Source organism: Paraburkholderia sp. TE9906 (assembly GCF_056279605.1).
Genome location: NZ_JBWCCT010000016.1, coordinates 116,679 through 137,362 on the forward strand (window position 1 = coordinate 116,679; position 20,684 = coordinate 137,362).

Consider the following 20,684-nt stretch of genomic DNA (forward strand, 5'->3'; position numbering starts at 1 on the left):
CGGAGTGGCAGAATTTGATTCATTCCGCCAGGGTGTCGCGGGACGCCAGGCGTATTGTCTCGACGTGCTTGGCACTGCCAGTGCAGCGGCGCTCTCGGTCATGTCGTTCAAGGCAACAGAAAAGATGTCTGAGCTTCCGCTTTCTCCTGACGAGCGCCTTCTCAGCAACCGGGTTGACCTTTCCGGGCAGGTTTTACCGCAGAGAGTCTCGACCATCCCCGGGCGAACTTTCCCTATGTCGTGACGAGCAGGACGGGCACCCAACCGGATTCTGGCCTGCTGGACCAAGCGGGCACCGGCTGGCGCTTCTTCAGCCGGAAAGCCACAGATGTGCAGGTATGGGTTGGCGCCACGGGATGGGATGCAGAAGAGGAAACGCTACCAGACAACGGGGATGAGGAGAAACCGTATGAGTTCCAATCCGATGACGGACGCGCCGGAAGTCTATGTCGTCCAGCCCGGCGATACGCTGGGCGGGATTGCACGGACCCATGGCACGACAACTCACGTGCTTGCAAAGATGAACAGGCTTCAGAATCCCGACCGGCTAGCCGTTGGTCAGCGGTTGGTGGTCAGCGAAAAGAAGGTGTGCGCGGGTCGTGCCACTGTTCATTGATCGGGACCGCAATCCAATCAAGGGGCTGCGCTACCGTATCGAAAGCAGGCTGGCGTCGACGTTTGAAGGGGTGAGCCAGCTAAATGGTCTTGGTGAGCGGTTCATCACAAAGGCCGAAGGCGATGTTGTTCGCATTCAGGTGCGCAAGCTCGATGGCACGTGGAAGCTCATACACGAAACCCAGGCGAGGGTTGGCGAGAAGCTTGTCACGCTGAAGAGCGGCAAGATTCGCCTGCCCCTCAGGATGGAGCCGCATCCGCAGACGCCGGACGGCTTGCCGGTCAGCGATCCACCATCGGCACCCAAGCCCAAGCCTGTTCCGATTGGTACGCCGCGCCACGCCAGCGGAGACATGCATCATCCGGCGGCGCAAGGCGCGGACAAGGGTATGAAGGGGCGACCGGGCAGGTCTCCTGAAGGAGCTGCCAACACTAAATTCAGCAAGGATTTGCCTGATCTGCGCAAGTATTTTGCGCTGTACACAGGGCAGAAAATTAGCGAGGACGATTGGGTCCAGGCGGCAGGCATTATTAGCTGTGAAATCGAAGTCATCAAGGCATTCGCGCATGTCGAAACGAAGCGCGCCCCGTTCGACCAGTTCCTTCGTCCGGTGATCCAGTACGAACGGCATAAATTCGCCAGGCATACGCATCATCGGTTTGATGCCACGAACGCGGACATTTCAGGGAAGGCCTATACGAGCGCGAAATTCACGAAAGACGGAACGCCGATTGCCGCGACGGATCGCTATGTGTCTGATGCATATGCCCGATTCGAGCGGGCATATCTGCTGGACGCCGATGCGGCAATCCAGGCCTGTTCGTGGGGGATGTTTCAGGTATTGGGTGAAAATTATTCGGACATGCAGATAGACAGCCCTGAAAAATTCATGCAGATGGCCTGCACGTCGGATAGGGAACATTTGCTTGGATTGTTTGTTCCGTTTGCAATGGCCAGGCACGATCCCAAATATGGTCACGGCACACTGAGAAATGCCCTGATACAGAAAAACTGGGCAAATGCAGCGTGGCTGTACAACGGCCCGGACTATCAAAAAAATGACTACGCCAACAAACTCAAGGACGCATATGAAGCAATCAAGGCTGGCCATCTGCACGTATAGTCTTATTCTGCTTTTTGCGTGCGGCATTGCCCGCGCGCAAAATAGCGATCTCAAACTGTATAGACGCGGCCTTGATTATGATCGGCTGCAACAGGCTACGGGACTCCCTTGGGACAAGTTTCGTATAGCCCAAACCCAATCCTTTCGGGCGACCTTGGGCAAAGCCAACTATTTTCTTGTGTCTGGCACAATCTATGAACCCGATCCCTACTTTAGCGGTCACGGCTATCCGGGTGGGCACGGCTGGTGCGAATTCGATTTCTTCGACCAGAACTATAGGTACGTGAATGGCATCCGGGTCAATATTCAGGACCATAGCGACACCAACGTCTGCAACTGGATCGAAGGTGTTTCTGCCGTGACGTATAAGGGCCGGCCCGCATTGCTCACGACGGTTCAATACCATCGCGGCATCGATCCCGCTAAAACCCTGGATGAGATTGGGAACAACTACCACCGTTTCACCGCCCTGCTGCTACTGACGCCTCACCCGGATGGCTCACTCTCGATTCGCGAGGACGATAGTTGCCTGGGTTCGGGGAATCAGATTGGAGAGCTTGCTATCGCGCGTAAGCGCATCGCCGAATGTAGCCAATAGCAAGCCCTTGCTGATGCGTCTGTCCTGCGCAAGGCGAGGTTCAGCTTGAACATGCTTCTCCACAGACTTAGTTGTATGAATTATTTTTTCTTTTTTGCTCGACTTGCAGCGGGCGCGGTTCACGCAGCGGAATGCCGGCCAACGTCGTCAAACTCATACCGAAGGGGTTTGAGGTCTTGAGCTACGCAGTGGGCCAGCTAACTGATGATAATCGTCAAGACTATCTGGCAGTCATCCATCATCCTGTTGACTCTATATAAGAGGCATCTGCGCGCCCTCTACTTATCTTTACTGGCAGTTCCGCCCCATGTGACGAAAGCAGGCGGAAAGCATCCGATTACGTTCGAGGCCTGGAGACCAACTCAGTCATTTACTCTCTGGGAGACTGCCAGCGCTGAGTGCCGTTCACGCCACGGAACAGATAGGCGCCACCCACACTTCCCATCAACGGCCGTTCTGTTCAAGTAAGTCAGTCCGGTGACTCGTGCGTGAGCCCGCGCAACCAGGGGCGCTCTGCGCACGTTCCTGACCTCCGGAGGGGACGCATGTAACGCGTGGGCTTCCGCAAAGCTGCCGCGAATTCCTCACTGGCTCCCACGGCACCTGTTTCAGTGGATGGTGCAAACAGGAAAACGTTGAATCCTTTTCTAGCAAGGGTTCAAGAGAATACGGGTTTACCCGCACGACGCCCCGCGCAGGGGCAACGCTAATAGACCACCGCGACCTCAAGGAAAGGCCAAAACCCCCAAAGCCCCCCTCCACCGCGCCAGGCGCAAAAATCCCCCGGCGCCCCGCGCCGCTTATAATCGAGCATTCTTTGCATCCACCAGCCGATCGACACATGAGCGAGACCCCGAGCGACACCACCTCAACGCTTGCCAAAAGCTTCGAGCCCCACACCATCGAAGCCCACTGGGGCCCTGAATGGGAAAAGCGCGACTACGCCGCGCCCTCCTTCGACGAAAACCGCAAGGATTTCTCGATTCAACTGCCGCCGCCGAACGTCACCGGCACCCTGCACATGGGCCATGCGTTCAACCAGACCATCATGGACGGCCTCACCCGCTATCACCGCATGCTCGGCGAAAACACGCTGTGGGTGCCGGGCACGGACCACGCGGGGATCGCCACGCAGATCGTCGTCGAGCGTCAGCTGGACGCCACGGGCGTGTCGCGCCACGACCTCGGCCGCGAGAAATTCGTCGAACGCGTGTGGGAATGGAAGCAGCAGTCCGGCTCGACCATCACGAATCAGGTGCGTCGCCTGGGCGCGTCGATCGACTGGTCGCGCGAATACTTCACGATGGACGACAAGATGTCGGCCGCCGTGCGCGACGTGTTCGTGCGCCTGTATGAACAGGGCCTGATCTATCGCGGCAAGCGTCTCGTCAACTGGGACCCGGTGCTGCTCACCGCCGTGTCCGATCTCGAAGTGGTCAGCGAGGAAGAAAACGGCCACCTGTGGCACATCCAGTACCCGCTCACCGACGGCTCGGGTCATCTGACGGTCGCCACCACGCGTCCGGAAACCATGCTCGGCGACACCGCCGTGATGGTGCATCCGGAAGACGAGCGCTACGCGCAGCTGATCGGCAGGACGGTCACGCTGCCGCTGTCGGGCCGCGAAGTGCCGATCATCGCCGACGACTACGTCGACCGCGAGTTCGGCACGGGCGTCGTGAAGGTCACGCCCGCGCACGACTTCAACGACTATCAGGTCGGCCTGCGCCACAAGCTGCCGATGATCGAAATCCTCACGCTCGACGCGAAGATCAACGACAACGCGCCGGAAAAATACCGCGGCCTCGATCGTTTCGACGCCCGCAAGCAGGTGGTCGCCGACCTCGAAGCGCTCGGCGCGCTCGAATCGGTCAAGCCGCACAAGCTGATGGTGCCGCGCGGCGACCGCACCGGCGTCGTGATCGAGCCGATGCTGACGGACCAGTGGTTCGTCGCAATGAGCAAGCCGGCGCCGGAAGGCACCTTCAATCCGGGCAAATCGATCGCCGAGACCGCGCTGGACGTGGTCCGCAGCGGCGAGATCAAGTTCGTGCCGGAAAACTGGACCACCACGTACTACCAGTGGCTCGAAAACATCCAGGACTGGTGCATCTCGCGCCAGCTCTGGTGGGGTCATCAGATTCCGGCCTGGTACGGCGAAAACGGCGAAATCTTCGTCGCGAAGACCGAGGAGGACGCGCGCGCCAAGGCCGCCGCAGCCGGCTACACGGGCGCCCTGAAGCGCGATGAAGACGTGCTCGACACGTGGTTCTCGTCCGCTCTGGTGCCGTTCTCGTCGCTCGGCTGGCCGAACGAAACGCCGGAACTGCAGCACTTCATGCCGTCGTCGGTGCTGGTCACCGGCTTCGACATCATCTTCTTCTGGGTCGCGCGCATGGTCATGATGACCACGCACTTCACCGGCAAGGTGCCGTTCGACACGGTCTACGTGCACGGTCTCGTGCGCGACGCCGAAGGCCAGAAGATGTCGAAGAGCAAGGGCAATACGCTCGACCCGATCGATATCGTCGACGGCATCGACCTCGACGCGCTGGTCGCCAAGCGCACCACCGGCCTGATGAATCCCAAGCAGGCCGCCTCGATCGAAAAGAAAACCCGCAAGGAATTCCCCGACGGCATTCCGGCGTTCGGCACCGACGCGCTGCGCTTCACGATGGCGTCGATGGCCACGCTCGGGCGCAATGTCAACTTCGACCTCGCGCGCTGCGAAGGCTATCGCAACTTCTGCAATAAGCTGTGGAATGCCACGCGCTTCGTGCTGATGAACTGCGAAGGCCACGATTGCGGCTTCGGCAAGCCGGAACAATGTGGCGAATGCGGCCCGAACGGCCACCTGAGTTTCTCGTCGGCGGACCGCTGGATCGTGTCGCGCCTGCAACGTGTCGAAGCGGAAATTGCCAAGGGCTTTTCAGACTATCGTTTCGACAATGTGGCCAACGCCCTGTACAAGTTCGTGTGGGACGAATACTGTGACTGGTATCTCGAACTCGCGAAAGTGCAGATCCAGACGGGTCAGCCGAATCAGCAGCGCGCCACCCGCCGCACGCTGCTGCGCGTACTCGAGACGGTGCTGCGCCTCGCGCATCCGGTGATTCCTTTCATCACCGAAGCGCTGTGGCAGAAAGTGGCGCCGTTGGCCGGACGTTATCCCGAGGGTGCAGCCGAGGGCGAAGCGTCCATCATGGTGCAGCCTTACCCCATCGCAGAGCCGTCGAAGATCGACGAGGATGCCGAGCAATGGGCGGCCGACCTGAAAGCGGTGATCGATGCGTGCCGGAATCTGCGCGGCGAAATGAATCTGTCGCCGGCGGTCAAGGTGCCGTTGCTCGCCACCGGCAACGCGGAGCGCCTGCGCACCTTTGCTCCGTACGCCCAGGCATTGGCCCGTTTGTCGGAAGTGCAGATCATTGCCGACGAGGCCGCGCTCGACGCTCAGGCGGATGGCGCGCCAATTGCTATCGTTGGCAATGATAAGCTCGTGCTGAAGGTGGAGATCGACGTCGCGGTCGAGCGCGAGCGTTTGTCGAAGGAGATTGTGCGGTTGAGCACGGAAGTCGGCAAATGCAATGCCAAATTGCAGAATGAAAGTTTCGTTGCGAAGGCACCGCCGGCAGTCGTTGAGCAGGAGCAGAAAAGACTGGCCGAATTCGAAGCCACCGTGGGCAAGCTGAAAGCCCAGCTGGCGCGCTTGCCGGTCTGATTAACGCTCCTCGCCCGCCGCTGAAGGCGGGCAAGGACTGATAGCTAACCAGAGGATGCAGGGTATTCACATGCTAAAAGTTACAAAAGCGGTCTTTCCGGTAGCAGGTCTTGGCACCCGGTTCCTGCCCGCCACGAAGGCGAGCCCGAAAGAAATGCTGCCGATCGTCGACAAGCCGCTGATTCAATACGCGGTTGAAGAGGCGATGGCGGCAGGCATCACCGAAATGATCTTCGTCACGGGCCGCAGCAAGCGCGCGATCGAAGATCACTTCGACAAGTCCTACGAAATCGAAGCCGAACTGGAAGCGCGCGGCAAGGACAAGCTGCTGGAACTGGTACGCAGCATCAAGCCGAGCCACGTCGACTGCTTCTACGTGCGGCAGGCGGAAGCGCTCGGCCTCGGCCACGCGGTGATGTGCGCGGAAAAGCTGGTGGGCGACAATCCGTTCGCCGTGATTCTCGCGGACGACCTGCTGTACGGCACGCCGCCCGTCATGACGCAGATGATCGAGGTGTTCGACCACTATCACAGCTCGGTGATCGGCGTCGAAGAAATCCCGCCGCAGGAAACCAAGTCGTACGGCATCGTCGACGGTAAGGAGTGGGAAGATTCGATCATCAAGATGTCGGGCATCGTCGAAAAGCCGGAGCCGAATGTGGCGCCGTCGAACCTCGGCGTGGTGGGCCGCTACGTGCTCAAGCCGCGTATCTTCGATCACCTTCGCTCGATCAAGCCGGGCGCGGGCGGTGAATTGCAGCTGACGGACGCGATCCAGTCGCTGCTCGCCGACGAACAGGTGCTCGCGTACAAGTATCACGGCACGCGTTTCGATTGCGGCAGCAAGCTCGGTTACCTGAAGGCGACGGTCGAGTTCGCGCTGCGTCACCCGGAAGTGGCCGCCGACTTCGCCGAATACCTGCGCACGCGTTCGCCGGTTCTGGAAGGTTGAGCGGCGCTTGCGCGCGCATCTTCCGGTTTCATCGAACTGAAATGAAAAAGGCGCTGTGTCCCGCATTGGCGGACACAGCGCCTTTTGTTTGACGCGTGCGTGTTCGAGCGCCGTGAAGCCGTGAACGCCGTGGCTTCCGTGGCCTAGCGGCGTTTCATCAGGAACGTGAACACCTTGTCATGCGCCGAGCTTTCGACGATTTCATTGCCGGTTTGCCTGGCAAACGCGGCGAAATCGCGCTGCGAGCCCGGATCGGTGGCCAGCACCTTGAGTATCTGGCCGCTTTCCATGTCGGCGAGCGCCTTCTTGGCACGCAAAATGGGCAGCGGGCACATCAGCCCGCGCGCATCGACTTCCTTGTGAATCTGAATTTGCATCGACGATGACCTTCGGGACGAGGCGTCGTGAGCGACGCCGGACAGAGGGTCAAATTCTACAGCAGGCCGCGCGTCGCCGCCCGAGACGGCACCGGCGCGCCGATTGCAGCGCTATAGCGTCACCGCCTCGCCGCTTTCCAGCGACCGCCGCAACGCGACGCCGATGCGCGTCGCTTCCAGCGCGTCGGCCAGACTCGCTCCCGCCTGCGCATGGGCCGCCGCGCCGCCCTGCACCGCCGCGACGAACGCGCGCGCCTCGTGCAGAAACGCTTCTTCGAAGCGATCGAAGAAGTTCGGCGTGCATTCGTTGCGAATTCCCGTCGCGTCGTATATCTCGACGCGATTCGCGCGCGGATTGTGACCGATCGCAAGCGCGCCGGCCGTGCCGATCACCTCGCTGTGCGTGTCGTTGCCGTGCGCCTGGGTGCGCGAAGCGTAGAACATCGCAAGCTTGCCGTCTTCGAACTCGCAGATCGCCACGCCGTTGTCGACGTCGCCGAATTCACGCAGGCCATCGTGGAGCGCGACCGCGCCCGCCGCGAACACGCGTTTCGCGCGCGGCTTGCCAAGCAGCCAGCGAGCGACGTCGATATCGTGCACCGTGCAGTCGAGGAAGATGCCGCCCGAGGTTGCCGCGAAGCGCACGAAGAAGCCATCGGTGTCGTTCCTGTCAGTGGTCTGCGAGCGCACGAGGAACGGCCGGCCAATCTGGCCCGCGGCGATTTTGTCGAACGCATCGCGGTAGCTCGGATCGAAACGGCGCATGAAGCCGATGGTCGCCTGCAGATGCGGATGCCGCGCGGCTTCGGCGAGCACGCGCTCGCACTCGGCGAGATCGAGCGACAAAGGCTTTTCGCAGAACACATGCTTGCCGGCGCGCAACGCGTCGATGATCTGCTGCGCGTGCAACGACGACGGCGTGACGAGCCACACCGCGTCCACGTCGGGATCGGCGAGCAGGTCCGCGTAATCGGCGTAAAGACGCGGCTCGGGCAGCGTCTCGCGCGCCCATGCCCGCTCGTCTTCCAGCGGACTGCACGCGGCGGCGAGCGTCGCGCCCGGCACACGATACGCGAGATTCTCCGCGTGCCGTTTGCCGAGCCGGCCCAACCCGACTACGCCGACACGAAGCCGCTGCGCGACCGGCCTCATCACGAGGCCTCGCCAAGTGTGACCGCACGGCCCTCGCGCCACGAGCGGGTCGCGGCGTCGGCGAGTTCGAGTGCTTTCAAACCGTCGGCGACGGTCGTGCGCACCGGCTTGCCGTGCGTGACCGCGTCGAAGAAATGCGCGATTTCGAGCGCGTAGGCCGCGCGATAACGTTCGAGGAAAAACGCCTCGGGCACGTCGGTCGACACTTCGGTCTTCGAATATGCGGTGACTTCGGTCGGCCGCACGTTGCCCGCCTGCAGCATGCCGGTACTGCCGAGCACTTCGAAACGCTGGTCGTAGCCATACGCGGCGCGGCGCGCGGTGTTGATCTGGCAGAGGCGCCCGCGCTTCGTACGGATCGTCACGGCGGTCGAATCGATGTCGCCCGCGTCGGCGATCGCCGGGTCGCTCAGACAACTGCCGGTCGCGTGCAGCGTGTCGGCTTCATCGTCGAGAATCCAGCGGAAGATGTCGAAGTCGTGGATCAGCATGTCCTTGAAGATGCCGCCCGAGTGCTTGATGTAGTCGACGGGCGGCGCGCCCGGATCGCGGCTCGTCACGACGAGCATTTCCGGCGTGCCGATCTCGCCCGCGTCGATGCGCGCTTTCAACGCGGAGAAGGTCGGATCGAAGCGGCGCTGAAAACCGATCATGCACACGATGCCCGCGCGCTCCACTGCGTCGGCGCACACCCGCGCGCGCTCCAGCGTCAGATCGACCGGCTTCTCGCAGAACACGTGCTTCTTCTGCGCGGCCGATTTGACGATCAGGTCCGCATGCGTATCCGTGCTCGAACAGATCACGGTTGCGCCCACGGCGGCGTCGCCCATCGCGCCGTCGATATCCGCGACCTGTGCGCCATGCTCGGCGGCGAGCGCCGCGGCGGCCTCGCGATTCACATCGACCACGTACTTGAGCCGCACGCCCGGATGCCGCGCGAGATTGGCCGCATGAATCTTGCCGATGCGCCCCGCGCCGAATATCGCCACATCGATTCTGTTTGCCGCGTCAGTCATCGTACCCTCCAGTGTCTTTGGATTCTTCAACATTCAATTCGAGCTTGTACGCGAGCGCGATGAACAACGCCTGGCACAGGCAGATCGTGCTGGTCAGCGAGCGGAACGCGAACGCGCTGCCCTCTTTCACATACAGTTGCGTAGTGGCGTAGCGCGACAGCGGCGACAGTTGGCTATCCGTAATAACCAGCGTCTTCGCCTGATGATGATGCGCGACGCGCAGGCAGTACTGCGTTTCCTTGCCATACGGCGCAAAGCTGATGGCGATCACCACGTCGCCCTTCTTCACGCTGCGAATCTGTTCGCGGTACATGCCGCCGAAGCCGGACACCAGATGCACGCGCTTGGGCGTGTGCTGCAACGCATAGACGATGTAGCTCGCCACCGGAAACGAGCGCCGCACGCCGACCACATAGATGTTGTCGGCCTGCTGGAGCATCTTCACCGCGGCGTCGAACTGCTTGTCGTCGAGTCCCGCTTCGAGCTCTTCGAGACCGCCGCGCGACGCCGCGATGAATTCTCGCGCCACCGCGCCGCCGGACAACGCGCCGGGCTTCTCGTCGATCAGCTTGCGAATGCGCTGCTGATAACTCGGCGAGGACGTGCCCTGCCCCGTGTAAGCCTGACGAAACACCGCCTGCAGATCGGAGAAGCCGGAAAAACCGAAGCGCTGCGCAAACCGCACCACCGCCGACGGATGCACGCCGCAGCTCGCGGCGATGTCGCTCGTGCGGTCCACCATCACGCTCGAGCGATTCTGTTCGATATAGGTCGCGACGTTCTTCAACTGCCGCGGCAACGCCTCGTAGTTTTCCGCGATGCGCTGCATCAATTCCTCGACGCTCGGCAATTCCTCGGTGCTCTCTTCCGCCATGACTCTCTCTCAAGTGCTTTATTGCAGTGCGGCAGCCATGTGCGAAGCCCGCCGCACGGCATTCCGACGCTGCCGATTATAGGCAGGCTCCCCACCAAATGGAACGTATTTTCCATTTTTATTTGTCATGAAATTTTCATTGCAACGCTTCGGAAGATGACCTACTCTTGGTCGTGAGCGATGGTGCTCGGTGGACCTGCGCCGGCCAGTATGCGGATGGAAAGCCGCCCGCCAGACGCTCCCTCAATAACGACAGACCGAGAAAGGTGGAGACAATGAGACTTTGCAAGGGCAAGGCTACGCTCAGGGTTCTGGTGACGGCGTTGACGTTGGCGACGGGATTCGGCGCGGCATCGGCCGCCCGCGCGGCTGACGCTCACTTCGTGCTGATCAGCCACGCGCCGGATTCGGACTCGTGGTGGAACACCATCAAGAACGCGATCAAACAGGCCGACGAGGATTTCAACGTCGAGACCGACTATCGCAATCCGCCGAACGGCGACATCGCCGATATGGCGCGTCTGGTCGAGCAGGCCGCCGCGCGCAATTACGACGGCGTGATCGTCACCATCGCCGATTTCGACGTGCTGAAAAGCTCGATCGGCAAAGTGACCGCGAAGAAGATTCCGCTCGTCACGATCAATTCCGGCACCGAAGAGCAGAGCGCGCAACTCGGCGCGATCATGCACGTGGGCCAACCCGAATACGTAGCCGGCAAAGCGGCCGGCGAAAAGGCCAAGGCCGCGGGCGTGAAGTCGTTCGTGTGCGTGAATCACCTGGCCACCAACACCGTGTCGTTCGACCGTTGCCGTGGTTTCGCCGATGCGATCGGCGTCGACTACAAGACCTCGACGATCGACTCCGGCCAGGACCCGACCGAGATTCAATCGAAGGTCAGTGCGTTCTTGCGCAACCATCCGAACACCGGCGCGATCCTGACGCTCGGACCGACCCCGGCGTCGGCCACCTTGAAAGCGGTGCAGCAGATGGGTCTGGCCGGCAAGATCTACTTCGCCACCTTCGACTTCTCCGATGACATCGCGAAGGCCATCCAGAACGGCACGATCCAGTTCGCGATCGACCAGCAGCCGTACCTGCAGGGCTATATCCCGGTCGCCGTGCTGGCGATCGTGAAGAAGGAGCACACCACCGACCCCGTGAAGATCCGCCAGATTCTCGAAGCGAATCCGAAGTTCAAGGCACGCCTTGCCACCTATGGCCTCGCGCCGTCGTATGGGCCGAAGAACATCCGTTCGGGTCCGGGCTTCATCACGAAGGAAAACCTCGACAAGGTCATCAAATACGCAGGGCAGTATCGCTGATTCTTTTCTTTAGCTAGTCACGCGCGAGGCGGGTCACGCTCGAAGTCGGAGCGGGCCGCCTGCCGCCCGCGCGCATTTCACCGGCTGTCGTCCTCTCAGTGCGTCCCCGCCTGGCCAGAGACGCAACCGGGCACCAAGGAGACATCATGGGTGTAGCCGGCAAACACTTCCCACCGCACGTCAAGACCACTCCCGGCGCGCCGCGCGAGAACGCCGCGCCGCCACTGCCGGATGCGGATGAACGCGTGCGCAAGGAATCGAAGTTCGGTCACTTGCTCAATCGCCCGGAATTCGCCGCGATTTCCGGCGCAGTGCTGGTGTTTCTCGTGTTCGCGTTGAGCGCCGGCAACTCCGGCATGTTCAATCTCGACGGCGTCATGAACTGGTCGCAGGTGTCGGCGTATTTAGGCATCCTGTCGGTGGGCGCGTGCCTGCTGATGATCGCAGGCGAATTCGATCTGTCGATCGGCTCGATGATCGGCTTCGCCGGCATGATGGTCGCGATTCCCTCGGTCTATTTTCACTGGCCGATTTCGCTCGCGATCCTGTTCGCGTTCGTCGGTTCGATGCTGCTCGGCGCGCTGAACGGTTATCTGGTGATGCGCACACGCCTGCCGTCGTTCATCGTCACGCTCGCGTTCCTGTTCATCCTGCGCGGCCTCACGCTTGCGCTGTCGATCATGTTCGCCGACCGCACCATCGTCTCCGGCGTCGGCGATCTCGCGCAACAGGACTGGCTCGCGAACACGCTGTTTCACGGCGTCGCCTTTCACGGCCTGTTCCTGATGCTCGCGCATCACGGCATCGGCACCCTGCTAGACAACGGCCACGCGCTCGTGCCGGGTATTCCCAAAGTGATTCTGTGGTGGCTCGCGCTCGCCGCGATCTGCGCGTTTGTGCTCGCGAAAACGCGCGCCGGCAACTGGATTCTCGCGGTGGGCGGCGACGCGAACGCGGCGAAGAACGTCGGCGTGCCGGTGCGTCGCGTGAAGATTTCGCTGTTCGTGCTGACCGCGTTCTGCTCGTGCCTGTTCGCGGTGCTGCAAGTGTGCGACATCGGTTCGGCCGCGGCCGACCGTGGTTTGCAGAAGGAATTCGAAGCGATCATCGCCGCGGTGATCGGCGGCACGCTGCTGACGGGCGGCTACGGGTCGGTGATCGGCGCGTGTTTCGGCGCGCTGATCTTCGGCGTGGTGCAAATCGGCATCACGTACACCAACGTCAGTTCGGACTGGTTCCGCGTGTTCCTCGGCGTGATGCTGCTGATCGCCGTGCTGTTCAATCACTACGTGCGCCGCCGCGTCGCGCAGTCGTAACGAGGAGACGATCATGTCCGATACGAATACCGTGACCCCGCCGCCGAATGCCAACGAGGCGCCCGGCGACGACGTGATCCTCGCGCTGGAAAACGTCAGCAAGTACTTCGGCAAGGTGATCGCGTTAAGCGGCGTGACCTTGCGTCTGAAACGCGGCGAAGTGCACTGCCTGCTCGGCGACAACGGCGCGGGCAAGTCGACGCTGATCAAGACCCTGGCCGGCGTGCATCAGCCCTCCTCCGGCCAGTATCTGGTGGACGGCCAACCGGTGCTGTTCGAGTCGCCGAAAGACGCGCTCGATCTCGGCATCGCCACCGTCTATCAGGATCTCGCGCTAGTGCCGCTGCTCTCGGTGGCGCGCAACTTCTTCATGGGCCGCGAGCCGCAGAAGAAACTGTTCGGCTTCCTGAAGGTGATGGACCTCGACACTAGTGCCACGACCGCGCGCGACAAGCTCGCGGAAATGGGCATCAACGTACGCGACCCGCATCAGCCGATCGGCACGATGTCCGGCGGCGAGCGGCAATGCCTCGCGATTGCACGGGCGATTCACTTCGGCGCGCGCGTGCTGATTCTCGACGAGCCGACTGCCGCGCTCGGCGTGAAGCAGAGCTTCAACGTGCTGAAGCTGATTCACAAGGCGCGCGCCAAAGGCATCTCGGTGATCTTCATCACGCACAACGTGCACCACGCGTATCCGATCGGCGATTCGTTCACGCTGCTCAACCGCGGCAGGTCCCTCGGCACGTTCACCAAGGACACCATCAGCAAGGACCAGGTGCTCGACATGATGGCCGGCGGCGCCGAGATGCAGAAGATGATCGGCGAACTGGAAGGCGCGACGATCTGACCGATTCGCGCGTATCGACCGGCGCCTCGTTCGCCGGTGACACGCGCTCAGCTACTCAGGGATACTCATGGATCACTCCAGCACATCCAGCGGGACCACGCCCGCTTCGGCGGACAGCGGACGGTTCGCGCCGGGCCGCAGCCGCGACATCGTGTGCCTCGGCCGCCTCGCCGTCGATCTCTACGCACAGCAGGTCGGCGCGCGGCTCGAAGACGTGTCGAGCTTCGCGAAGTATCTCGGCGGGTCGTCGGCGAACATCGCATTCGGCTGCGCGCGGCTCGGGCTTTCGGCGGCGATGCTCGCGCGCGTCGGCAACGATCACATGGGGCGCTTTCTCGCCGAGACGCTCGTCAAGGAAGGTTGCGACGTCAGCCACGTGCGGATCGACAATGAACGCCTGACCGCGCTGGTACTGCTCGGCCTGAAAGACCGCGACACGTTCCCGCTGATTTTCTACCGCGAGAACTGCGCGGACATGGCCGTCGACGAAGCCGATTTCGACGAAGCGTTCATCGCGTCGTCGAAGGCGCTCCTGATTACCGGCACGCACTTCTCCACCGAACAGGTGAACCGCACGAGCCGCCGCGCGCTCGACTACGCGCGCCGCAATCAGGTGCGCACGGTGCTCGACATCGACTATCGGCCGGTGCTGTGGGGGCTTACCGGCAAGGCGGACGGCGAGACCCGTTTTGTCGCGAGCGAAGGCGTCACCGCGCATTTGCAAAGCATGCTGCCGCTGTTCGATCTGGTGATCGGCACCGAGGAAGAGTTTCGCATCGCCGGCGGCAAAGCCGAACTGGCCGATGCGCTCGCGGCGGTGCGCGCCGTCACGCCCGCGACGCTGGTGTTAAAACGCGGGCCGCTGGGCTGCCAGATCATCGACGGCGCGGTGCCCGCTTCGCTCGACGCGACGCCGCTTCACGGCGGCGTGGAAGTCGAAGTGCTGAACGTGCTCGGCGCGGGTGACGCCTTCGCGTCCGGCTTTCTCTCCGGATGGCTGCGCGATGAACCGCTCGAAGCCTGCGCGCGCGCCGCGAATGCGAGCGGTGCGCTGGTCGTGTCGCGACATGGTTGCGCGCCGGCCATGCCGACGCCAGCCGAACTCGACTACTTCCTGCGCGAAGCGAAAGCCGATCCGCAACGGATGCGCCGCCCCGATCGCGACGCGACGCTCGCGCGTCTGCATCGCGTGTCGCCGGCTCGCAAGCCGTGGCGCGAAGTGCTCGGCTTCGCATTCGATCATCGCAACCAGTTCTTCGAACTCGCGCAGCAAACTGGCGCCGACGAAGCACGCATCGCGCGGTTGAAGGGGCTGTTCGTCGAAGCCGTCGCGCAGACCGAAAGCGCGTTGGGCTTGCAGGATCGCATCGGTGTACTGATCGACGACCGCTACGGTCAGGACGCGCTGAACGCCGCCACCGGCCGTGGCTGGTGGATCGGCCGCCCGGTCGAATTGCCGGGCTCGGTGCCGCTGGTGTTCGATCATGGCCGCTCGATCGGCACGTCGCTGATCGCGTGGCCGCAGGAACACGTCGTCAAATGCCTCGTGCAGTTCCATCCCGACGAGCCCATCGAACAGCGGCTCGAACAGGAGGCGCAACTGCGCGCGCTCTATGACGCGGCGCAGGCGAGCGGCCATGAACTGCTGCTCGAAGTGATTCCGCCGAAGCACGCGCAGCTGCCGCAGGCGCCGGACATCGTGTACCGCGCGCTGAAGCGGCTGTACAACATCGGCATCTATCCGGAGTGGTGGAAGCTCGAACCGATGGACGCCTCGCAATGGCAAGCCGTCGACGCGCTGATCGCCGAACGTGATCCGTATTGCCGGGGCGTGGTGCTGCTGGGGTTGTCGGCGGGCGTCGAGCAGTTGAACGAGGGCTTTCGCGCGGCCGCCCGATCGGCCACGTGCCGAGGCTTCACGGTGGGTCGCACGATCTTCCACGAGCCGAGCCATGCATGGCTCGCCTGCGAAATCGGCGACGACGAGTTGATCGCGCGCGTGCGCCATACCTTCGAAACGTTGATCGCGTCATGGCGTGCAGCACGTGACGCGAGCACGGGGGACAACAGCGGCAACGTACCGGCGGCGGGCGCATCGAATCACGTTCATCAGGAGCAGGCGGCATGAACCAGCGCGCAATGCACAATGAGCATCACGACACGGCGTCCGCGAGCGACGCCACGCCGGCGCGTCCGCTTTCAGGCGGCACCGTCCGTCTGACGACGGCCCAGGCGCTCGTGCGCTATCTCGCCGCGCAGCGCGTGACGACCGAGGACGGCAACGGCACCGAGCCGCTGTTCGGCGGCGTGTTCGCGATCTTCGGCCATGGCAATGTCGCGGGCATGGGCGAAGCGCTCTATCAGCATCGCGAGGAATTGCCCACGCTGCGCGCCCACAACGAACAGGCGATGGCGCACAGCGCGATCGCGTATGCGAAGGCGCATTTCCGCCGCCGCATGATGGCGGTCACCACGTCGATCGGACCGGGCGCAACCAATCTGCTGACGGCGGCGGCGCTCGCGCACGTGAACCGTCTGCCGGTGCTGTTGCTGCCGGGCGATATCTTCGTCTCGCGCGCGCCCGACCCTGTGTTGCAGCAGGTCGAGGATTTCAACGACGGCGGCGTGTCCGCGAACGATGCGTTCAAACCGGTATCGCGTTACTTCGACCGCATCGTGCACCCCGCGCAATTGCTGAGCGCGCTGCCGCGTGCGCTGCGCGTGCTGACCGACGCGGCGTTGTGCGGCCCCGTCACGCTCGCGTTGCCGCAAGACGTGCAGGCGCAGGCGTGGGATTTCCCGGCGGATTTCTTTGCGCCGCGCGTCGTGCGTTTTCATGCACCCGCGCCGCGCGTCGACGAGCTCGACGCCGCTTGCGCGCGCTTGCGGCACGCGAAACGTCCGTTGATCGTGGCGGGCGGCGGTGTGCTCTATAGCCGTGCGGCCGATGCATTGCACCGCTTCGCGACCACGCACGGCATCCCGGTCGCGGAGACGCAGGCTGGCAAGAGCTCGCTCGCATGGAACGATCCGCTGAACGCAGGCGCGTTGGGCGTGACCGGCTCGCCGGCCGCGAACGCACTCGCGCATGACGCGGACTGCGTGCTCGCGATCGGCACCCGCTTGCAGGACTTCACCACCGGCTCGAACACGCTGTTCACGCAGGCCGACGTGATCGCCATCAATGCAAACGCGTTCGACGGCCTCAAGCATCGCGCGCTGGTCGTCGAAGCGGACGCACGGCTCGCGCTGGACGCCCTCGCCGAGGCGCTGCCAGGCTGGCATGCGGAGCGCACGTGGACCGCGCGCGCACACAAGCTCGCGTCCGGCTGGCGCGATACGGTCGGCACGCTCACGCATGCGCCGCAACGCGACACCGTGCTGCCCTACGAGGGCGATGTGATCGGCGCGGTGCAGCGTTCGAGTGCCCACTCCGCGACGCACGACATCGTGGTGTGCGCGGCCGGCACCCTGCCCGCCGAATTGCATAAACTGTGGCGCGCCGGCAAGCCGGGCGCGTACCACGTCGAGTATGGCTATTCGTGCATGGGCTACGAGATCGCCGGCGGCCTCGGCGTGAAACTCGCGCGACCCGAGCGCGACGTGATCGTCATACTCGGCGACGGCAGCTATCTGATGATGAACAGCGAGATCGCGACCTCGGTGATGCTCGGCGCGAAACTGATTATCGTGGTGCTCGACAATCGCGGCTTCGGCTGCATCAACCGCTTGCAACAGGCATGCGGCGGCGCGCCGTTCAACAATCTGCTCGAGAACTGCGTGCAAGGACCGCTCGGCGCGCCCCCCATCGACTTCGCCGCGCATGCGCGCTCGCTCGGCGCGCAAGCCGAACATGCCGCCAATATCGCCGAACTCGAAGCCGCGCTGCAACGCGCGCGCGACGCGGATCGCACCTACGTGATCAGCATCGACACCGACCCGGCCCGCACTACCGACGACGGCGGCTGGTGGTGGGAAGTCGCCGTCCCCGAGGTCTCGTCACGCGATGCCGTGCGGGACGCACGCGCGCAATACGACGCACAGCTCGCCGCGCGCGCCGACCCGGCCGCCTCCGACGAACCCGCCGACCACGAATGAGGACATTCGCATGACTGCTTTCGAGGTACGCATCGGCATCAACCCGTTGTCGTGGATGAACGACGATCTGCCGTCGCTCGGCGGCGAGACGCCGCTCGACGTTGCGCTGACGGAAGGCCGCCAGATCGGCTATCAGGGCTTCGAACTCGGCAACAAGTTTCCACGCGAGCCGCACGCGTTGAAAACACTGCTCGCGCAGTACGATCTCGCACTGGTCTCCGGCTGGTATTCGGGACGCCTCGCTCGACGCAGCGTCGAAGAAGAAATCGCCGCGGTCGGCCCACATCTCGAGCTGCTCGCGCAAAACGGTGCGACAGTGATGGTGTATGGTGAAGTGGCCGATTCGATTCAGGGCGCGCCGCAGCCGCTCTATCAACGGCCGCGTTTTTTCAGCGACGCGCAGTGGGCCGCGTACGCGGCACGCGTCGACGAATTCGCGCGCTATACGTTAAGCCGCGGCGTGCGGCTCGCGTACCATCATCACATGGGCGCGTACGTCGAGACGCCCGCCGACGTCGATCAACTGATGGCGCGCACCGGCGAGGCCGTCGGGCTGCTGTTCGACGCCGGGCATATCACGTTTGCCGGCGGCGATCCGCTTGCGGTGCTCGACAAACACATCGCACGGGTATGCCACGTGCACTGCAAGGACGTGCGCCCTGCCGTGATGAAGCTCGCGCGCAATCGCAACTGGAGTTTTCTCGACGCGGTGATTGCCGGCGCGTTCACGGTGCCAGGCGACGGTGCGGTGAATTTCGCGGCGATCATCGAGCGCCTGAAGCGGCACGGTTATCGCGGCTGGCTGGTGGTCGAGGCGGAACAGGACCCGGTGGTGGCGCCGTCGTTCGACTACGCGCAAAAAGGCTACCTGACCTTGCGTGCGTTGGTCGATGCGCCGCTCGACACCGCGAACACAACGACGAAGGAGGCAGCATGAGCTTATTGGTGAAAGCACAAAGCGAAGGCCAGACGATCGTGCGAGTGACGCCGCAGTCCGCATGCTGGCGCTACGTGGGCTTCGCCGCGTATCGGCTGGAGACGAACGAAGTCGTGCACGTGCTCGAAGCGTCGCGCGAAGTGTGCATCGTCGTGCTCACCGGTGCGGTGGATATCGAAACCGCCGACGCCACGTGGAGCTCGCTCGGCTCACGCGACAGCGTGTTCGAAGACGCCGCGCCGTATGCGGTGTATCTGCCGCCCAACGTGCGGGCGACGGTGCGCGCGTGCCGCGCTGCGGAGATCGGCGTGGCGAGTGCGCCTGCCAAGGGCGAGTTTCCTGCACGCCTGATCGAACCGGCCACCCTGAAGCGCTCCACGCGCGGCAAAGGCCTGAATACGCGCTACGTATGCGATATTCTTCCGCAAACCGAGCCCGCCGAATCGCTGCTCGTGGTGGAAGTCAGAACGCCGGGCGGCCACGCGTCGAGCTATCCGCCGCATAAGCACGACACCGACAACATCCCGCAGGAGAGCTCGCTCGAAGAGACTTACTATCACCGGCTCGACCCACCGCAAGGATTCGCGTTCCAGCGCGTGTACACCGACATGCGCGACATCGATGAGTCGATGGCGGTGGAGAATCACGACGTCGTGATGGTGCCGCGCGGCTACCATCCGGTCGTCGTGCCGTATGGCTACGACTCGTACTATCTGAACGTGATGGCCGGCGCACAACGGGTCTGGCATTTCCGCAACGACCCGGCGCACGAGTGGATCATTAATAAGGATGCTTGATCGTTTCGCCCGCGTTGCGCGGGCGAAACATGCCTGCTACTTTCGCACCGCCAGATCGACACTCAAGCCGCCGTCGGCACCCATGCGCACCGTGCCCTTCGCCACGTCGCGGCGGTAGCCGTACAGGTCGAACTTCATGACGCCGGAGTTCGAACTGTCCTCGATGTAGGTGCGCGTATTCGTGACCAGTGAATTGAACATCTTCACGTCGCCGGACTTCAACCGACGCCCAACCACTCCTGTATCACGTCGGCGCGCTTCAGAAACGACGTCATCTCACCGTCGAACACGATCTCGCCATGCCCCATCACGGCGACACGGCCAGCAATCTCCCGCGCGATCACGAGGCGTTGTTCGATCAGCAGCATCGCGACGCCACGCTCGCGCAGCATCCGCAGACAGTCCGCGACCTGCTCCATCACGAGACTCGCGAGACCTTCGCCGGGCTCGTCGATCACCAGCAAGTCGGGATCGCCGAGCAGCGCCCGCGCGAGCGTGAGCATCTGCTGCTCGCCACCCGATAGCGCACCGGCCCGCGTGCGTCTGCGTTCGGCGAGAACGGGAAACAGCGCGTAAGCGTCGTCGAAAGTGAAGCGCGGCGTGCGGCCGCGAGCGCGTGGCGCGACGCCGAGTTGCAGATTCTCGTGGACGCTCAGCGCCGGAAACACGTCCCGATGCTCCGGCACATAGCCCAGCCCGAGGCGCGCTCGCTCGAAAGTGCGCAGACCGTCGAGCGGGCGGCCCGCGAAGCGCAGTTCGCCCTCGCTGCGCACGAGGCCCATGATCGCGCGTGCCAGCGTCGAGCGGCCGGAGCCGTTGCGCCCGACCAGCGCGAGCACTTCGCCTTGCTCGATGCGCAGCGTGACACCATGCAAGGCCTGGCTTGCGTCATACCACGCGTTCAGTGCGCGAATGTCGAGCAGTGTGCTCATGCG

18 protein-coding genes and 1 pseudogene are annotated in these 20,684 nt (G+C 63.2%); 13 read left to right on the top strand and 6 right to left on the bottom strand.

The window, feature by feature from the left end; all coding sequences use genetic code 11:
- Nucleotides 1–4: 4 nt before the first annotated feature.
- From ACZ9H4_RS31115 to galU, 6 genes are all read left to right on the top strand, one after another.
- Nucleotides 5–244, top strand: a complete 240-nt coding sequence (locus ACZ9H4_RS31115; RefSeq protein WP_476122424.1) for a hypothetical protein — start codon at nt 5–7, stop codon at nt 242–244.
- Between the two features lie 165 nt (nt 245–409).
- A complete protein-coding gene (locus ACZ9H4_RS31120) occupies nt 410–616 on the top strand; it encodes a LysM peptidoglycan-binding domain-containing protein (RefSeq protein WP_476122425.1) in 207 nt (68 codons plus the stop codon).
- Nucleotides 600–1,739, top strand: a complete 1,140-nt coding sequence (locus ACZ9H4_RS31125; protein ID WP_476122426.1) for an N-acetylmuramidase domain-containing protein — start codon at nt 600–602, stop codon at nt 1,737–1,739. The genes ACZ9H4_RS31120 and ACZ9H4_RS31125 overlap by 17 nt, the downstream gene beginning before the upstream one ends.
- Nucleotides 1,705–2,337: a hypothetical protein gene (locus ACZ9H4_RS31130; protein WP_476122427.1), complete on the top strand. Its 633-nt coding sequence runs from the start codon at nt 1,705–1,707 to the stop codon at nt 2,335–2,337. The genes ACZ9H4_RS31125 and ACZ9H4_RS31130 overlap by 35 nt, the downstream gene beginning before the upstream one ends.
- Before the next feature lie 841 nt (nt 2,338–3,178).
- Nucleotides 3,179–6,058 carry a valine--tRNA ligase gene (locus ACZ9H4_RS31135; RefSeq protein WP_476122428.1) on the top strand — a complete coding sequence of 960 codons (2,880 nt, stop codon included), beginning with the start codon at nt 3,179–3,181 and terminating at the stop codon, nt 6,056–6,058.
- 70 nt (nt 6,059–6,128) lie between these two features.
- Nucleotides 6,129–7,010 (top strand): UTP--glucose-1-phosphate uridylyltransferase GalU, encoded by an 882-nt coding sequence (gene galU / locus ACZ9H4_RS31140; RefSeq protein WP_408146331.1) that lies wholly within the window; start codon nt 6,129–6,131, stop codon nt 7,008–7,010.
- Between the two features lie 143 nt (nt 7,011–7,153).
- On the opposite strand, the gene ACZ9H4_RS31145 is transcribed toward galU, so the two are convergent.
- From ACZ9H4_RS31145 to ACZ9H4_RS31160, 4 genes are all read right to left on the bottom strand, one after another.
- A complete protein-coding gene (locus tag ACZ9H4_RS31145; protein WP_041759012.1) occupies nt 7,154–7,381 on the bottom strand; it encodes a sulfurtransferase TusA family protein in 228 nt (75 codons plus the stop codon).
- 117 nt (nt 7,382–7,498) lie between these two features.
- Nucleotides 7,499–8,539, bottom strand: coding sequence for a Gfo/Idh/MocA family oxidoreductase (locus ACZ9H4_RS31150; RefSeq protein WP_408325166.1), 1,041 nt, complete (start codon nt 8,537–8,539; stop codon nt 7,499–7,501).
- Nucleotides 8,539–9,555, bottom strand: coding sequence for an inositol 2-dehydrogenase (gene iolG / locus ACZ9H4_RS31155; protein WP_408325133.1), 1,017 nt, complete (start codon nt 9,553–9,555; stop codon nt 8,539–8,541). The genes ACZ9H4_RS31150 and iolG overlap by 1 nt, the downstream gene beginning before the upstream one ends.
- The gene (locus ACZ9H4_RS31160) at nt 9,548–10,429 is read right to left on the bottom strand and encodes a MurR/RpiR family transcriptional regulator (RefSeq protein WP_408146327.1); all 882 of its coding nucleotides are present in this window, start codon (nt 10,427–10,429) and stop codon (nt 9,548–9,550) included. The genes iolG and ACZ9H4_RS31160 overlap by 8 nt, the downstream gene beginning before the upstream one ends.
- A gap of 275 nt (nt 10,430–10,704) precedes the next feature.
- Here ACZ9H4_RS31160 and ACZ9H4_RS31165 point away from each other — a divergent pair, with 275 nt between their 5' ends.
- From ACZ9H4_RS31165 to iolB, 7 genes are all read left to right on the top strand, one after another.
- Entirely contained in the window at nt 10,705–11,751 is a 1,047-nt protein-coding gene (locus tag ACZ9H4_RS31165) for a sugar ABC transporter substrate-binding protein (RefSeq protein ID WP_408146325.1), read from the top strand.
- 146 nt (nt 11,752–11,897) lie between these two features.
- Nucleotides 11,898–13,067, top strand: coding sequence for an ABC transporter permease (locus tag ACZ9H4_RS31170; protein ID WP_408153817.1), 1,170 nt, complete (start codon nt 11,898–11,900; stop codon nt 13,065–13,067).
- Nucleotides 13,068–13,080: 13 nt separating this feature from the next.
- Nucleotides 13,081–13,917, top strand: coding sequence for an ATP-binding cassette domain-containing protein (locus tag ACZ9H4_RS31175; protein WP_408146321.1), 837 nt, complete (start codon nt 13,081–13,083; stop codon nt 13,915–13,917).
- A gap of 67 nt (nt 13,918–13,984) precedes the next feature.
- Complete coding sequence (locus ACZ9H4_RS31180) at nt 13,985–16,045, top strand: bifunctional 5-dehydro-2-deoxygluconokinase/5-dehydro-2-deoxyphosphogluconate aldolase (protein ID WP_476122429.1); 2,061 nt, start codon at nt 13,985–13,987, stop codon at nt 16,043–16,045.
- Nucleotides 16,042–18,015, top strand: coding sequence for a 3D-(3,5/4)-trihydroxycyclohexane-1,2-dione acylhydrolase (decyclizing) (iolD, locus tag ACZ9H4_RS31185; RefSeq protein ID WP_476122430.1), 1,974 nt, complete (start codon nt 16,042–16,044; stop codon nt 18,013–18,015). Before ACZ9H4_RS31180 ends, iolD begins: the two co-directional genes overlap by 4 nt.
- Before the next feature lie 10 nt (nt 18,016–18,025).
- Nucleotides 18,026–18,952, top strand: a complete 927-nt coding sequence (gene iolE / locus ACZ9H4_RS31190) for a myo-inosose-2 dehydratase (protein ID WP_476122431.1) — start codon at nt 18,026–18,028, stop codon at nt 18,950–18,952.
- On the top strand, nt 18,949–19,749 hold the full coding sequence (iolB, locus tag ACZ9H4_RS31195; RefSeq protein WP_408146312.1) for a 5-deoxy-glucuronate isomerase: 801 nt from the start codon (nt 18,949–18,951) through the stop codon (nt 19,747–19,749). The genes iolE and iolB overlap by 4 nt, the downstream gene beginning before the upstream one ends.
- A 36-nt stretch (nt 19,750–19,785) precedes the next feature.
- On the opposite strand, the pseudogene ACZ9H4_RS31200 reads toward iolB, so the two are convergent.
- Nucleotides 19,786–19,971: pseudogene (locus ACZ9H4_RS31200) on the bottom strand (hypothetical protein); the annotation flags it as partial.
- Entirely contained in the window at nt 19,968–20,681 is a 714-nt protein-coding gene (locus ACZ9H4_RS31205; protein ID WP_408146310.1) for an ABC transporter ATP-binding protein, read from the bottom strand. The pseudogene ACZ9H4_RS31200 and the gene ACZ9H4_RS31205, both read right to left, overlap by 4 nt.
- Between the last annotated feature and the right edge of the window lie 3 nt (nt 20,682–20,684).